Below are 2,757 nucleotides of genomic sequence, written 5' to 3'. Positions count from 1 at the left end.
GGCTCTCCAAGAGCGTCGCGAAGTTTGAATGGCGATCGTGCTCGGAGCCGTAGTTGATGACCCCAAGTGGCAAGTCCCGCGCGATACTGGAAGCGATGTCTTCCTGACGGTCCACATGGGCCAATAGCGCCCGAGCGCCGCTCGTCTTGAGTCCATGATCAATCTCGGGATGCGTGTATCGGTAGTTCAAGGGTACTGCCACGATCCCCGATTTGAAGCAGCCGAGGTAGTGAATCATCAGCGCAGCGCTATTGGGCATGAGCGACGCAATTCTGTCGCCCGGCTTCAGCCCATAGGCCAGCAAGCCAGCGGAATAGCGTTTGCTGGCGCGTTCGAGTTCTTGCCAACTCAAGCTGCCCTCGGGGCTAACAAGTGCCAGATCATCTGGCTTGCGTCTTAGCCCAACGTCGAGCAGACGTGGTACCCAGATTGGCTCGTCGTGCTTGGCTCGTGACTGAGGCACTTCGTTCCCGCCGCTGGATTGACGGCCGTCGATGGTCCTGACTTGCTGAATTTGGATCGTGCACGGCCTAAGTTGTAGCCATATTATTAGCAGTCGCTCATTTAATATTGAAGGTCTGGTTCACTCGACCTAACCGGAAAACGGATGTGGCCCCCCGGGTGGCCATCAGCAGGCAGGCGGCCATGCCGATCATATCGCGCTGCCGGTAGCGCCAGACGGCGCCAGCGAGCATCGAGGCGGTTATGGCGGCGATGTAGAGGGGAAACGCTCAACCGGGTCGGACTAGGGCAAAGAAGCAACGGCGGCCCACGCCTGAACCACAGTTGCCGCGACGCCGATGCTAGCAATTAAAAGACCGGCAATTGCAAGACCGCGCTCAAAACCAGCGAACCGCGCTCGTTCCATCTCGGTATGTCGAACCCGTACGGTCAGGTTGCCGCATTGCCGTTCGGCTTCGACAACAAGAGAATCGGCGTCGATCACTTCCTGAAGAAACGTGGCAACCTCTCGCTTGAGGGACCTGGGGGAACCGAGTGGCCGTCGGAAGTCATAGAAAAACCACCAGCGCAACGTCTGCCGTTGAGATCGACAGCAGCCCCGGTGCCCCTTGGAATGGCTACTACAAGAGCGGCGTCAGCGAAGCAGCGATAGTGAACGTCTCCAGCTATTCGTCAGGCGGCGGCAACGTCAGTTATGGCCTCGCGAAGATCGAATCGTTGGTCTGAGATAGACACGGCCGTCACGCCGCGGCAAAAAAGCATAGGCTGAAGGTTACGGCTGACTTGAGAACTGCTACGCCCTACGCCATGTCCGATAATCCGCAGGCTTCGGTAAGTTCGGCTGTGAAGTGGTTGCGTCCTCGATGACGATAGATTCCTCTTTTGGCTGGAGCCACAATCGTACCTCGACCATGGTGGTGGTAGCGATTGCACCGGCCACAGCCGCCAGAAGAAACAGTCCCCAAAAACGGTCCTGCAGACTTCTTCGCGGGGCGGTCAGAATATGCTCAAGGTCGTCTAGCAGATTGTCCATACCCCTATTTTACATCGAAAACCTTTAGACACTGCTAATGAACAGCGTTCTCATCGAACGCCAAGGCCAACCTATCTGGCTATCTGGCGATTCGCTCGCACCGACCCAAGCTGGAGTGCGCCGCTCGGGTTCAATCGGACGGCGGCGCGCGTAGTCACTACGGCGTGCAATCGCCGCCAGCACCGCCACCAGCAGTGACGCCCTTGGTGTTGAGGTTAGCGCAGAGACCGGTGAACTGATCACCAACCCACCCGCCGATGGCAAGGATCGCGAGCAGCGACACTGCAGAGATGATACCGACGAGAATGGAATATTCAACCATCGCGGCGCCGGACTCTTCATCGCGGAACTGCTGAATGAACTTACGCATGTTCCTTCCCCCTTGTTGACTTTCAACCCCGGAGCCGACCTATGCTCAAAGCTCCGTCGAGGGTTATTTAGCTACCGCTGAAGAAGTGCTGGAGTCAAAGGGATTTTAACGCATCATTAACTGGAATGACCTCCGAAAGCGCTTGGATGATCGAGCTAACCAGATGATTTTGCGTGTAATTTTGGCGACTTAACTATAGAAATAGCCCTTTGGTGGAAGATATATCCCGTTATTTGCACAACTTGCGACGACTGTGTTTTTGACGACGTTCAAAAGCGCTGCCTGGTAAGCCACAGCAAGGCGCCAGGTACGAGCTGGGCTTTAAGGAAGGACGAAGCGGTAGACCCGACACTCAGCCGGCCAGTGTGTGCCCGATAGCAATGCCGATACCGATGGCGAGGCCACCAGCGAGCTTGCGGCAAAGTCTAGGGCGAAGGCGCGGATGGAGCCCCAGACGTTCTGGCGGGGCTCCCTGCAGCATTTGAAAGGTCATCGAACAGCGAATCCCCAAGCGAGACAGGGATTTGACGTCCCGGCAAAGGCTGGACGCGGTGGGCCGAAGGCGTTGGCGAATACGAGATCGATCGGACTTGGTGGCAGGCCAAGATCCTACATTTTCCAAAGCTCAACGTAACCGTCTGGTTTGACGGATCTTTTGATGGTCGGCCTGAAGCACTGGGGATACCGCGAGCCGAAATGGTGTACGCCGCCGGCAGACTGGCAGCCAATGCCTGCCGGCTACAGGGCGGCGGCAGAGAGCGCTTGRCAGGAATGGAGAGCAGGACAGCGGCCAAGGGAAACGGGCGCTCTCTGGTGGCCATAGAAACCGTCCCGCCTATCTGTAGAGCTGCGCCTCGTTTCGGAATGCTTTGTCTACAAGGGTGTTATTGGC

At 57.1% G+C, this 2,757-nt stretch carries 4 protein-coding genes; 1 reads left to right on the top strand and 3 read right to left on the bottom strand.

Going from position 1 to position 2,757, the window contains the following annotated elements:
* Both ACXJ7R_RS29370 and ACXJ7R_RS29365 read right to left on the bottom strand, forming a co-directional pair.
* The coding region (locus ACXJ7R_RS29370; protein ID WP_457154887.1) for an AMP-binding protein at positions 1 to 352 on the bottom strand (352 nt) is incomplete at its 3' end.
* Positions 353 to 745: 393 nt separating this feature from the next.
* On the bottom strand, positions 746 to 946 hold the full coding sequence (locus tag ACXJ7R_RS29365) for a hypothetical protein (protein ID WP_457154886.1): 201 nt from the start codon (positions 944 to 946) through the stop codon (positions 746 to 748).
* Positions 947 to 996: 50 nt separating this feature from the next.
* Between ACXJ7R_RS29365 and ACXJ7R_RS29360 the strand changes: the two genes are divergently transcribed.
* On the top strand, positions 997 to 1,188 hold the full coding sequence (locus ACXJ7R_RS29360) for a hypothetical protein (RefSeq protein ID WP_457154885.1): 192 nt from the start codon (positions 997 to 999) through the stop codon (positions 1,186 to 1,188).
* Between the two features lie 464 nt (positions 1,189 to 1,652).
* Here ACXJ7R_RS29360 and ACXJ7R_RS29355 read toward each other — a convergent pair whose 3' ends face one another.
* A complete protein-coding gene (locus tag ACXJ7R_RS29355) occupies positions 1,653 to 1,865 on the bottom strand; it encodes a Flp family type IVb pilin (RefSeq protein WP_457154884.1) in 213 nt (70 codons plus the stop codon).
* Between the last annotated feature and the right edge of the window lie 892 nt (positions 1,866 to 2,757).

Source organism: Mesorhizobium sp. P5_C1, assembly GCF_054049815.1.
Note: the sequence above shows the minus strand (reverse complement) of the source record. Positions and strands in the feature narration are given on the sequence as shown.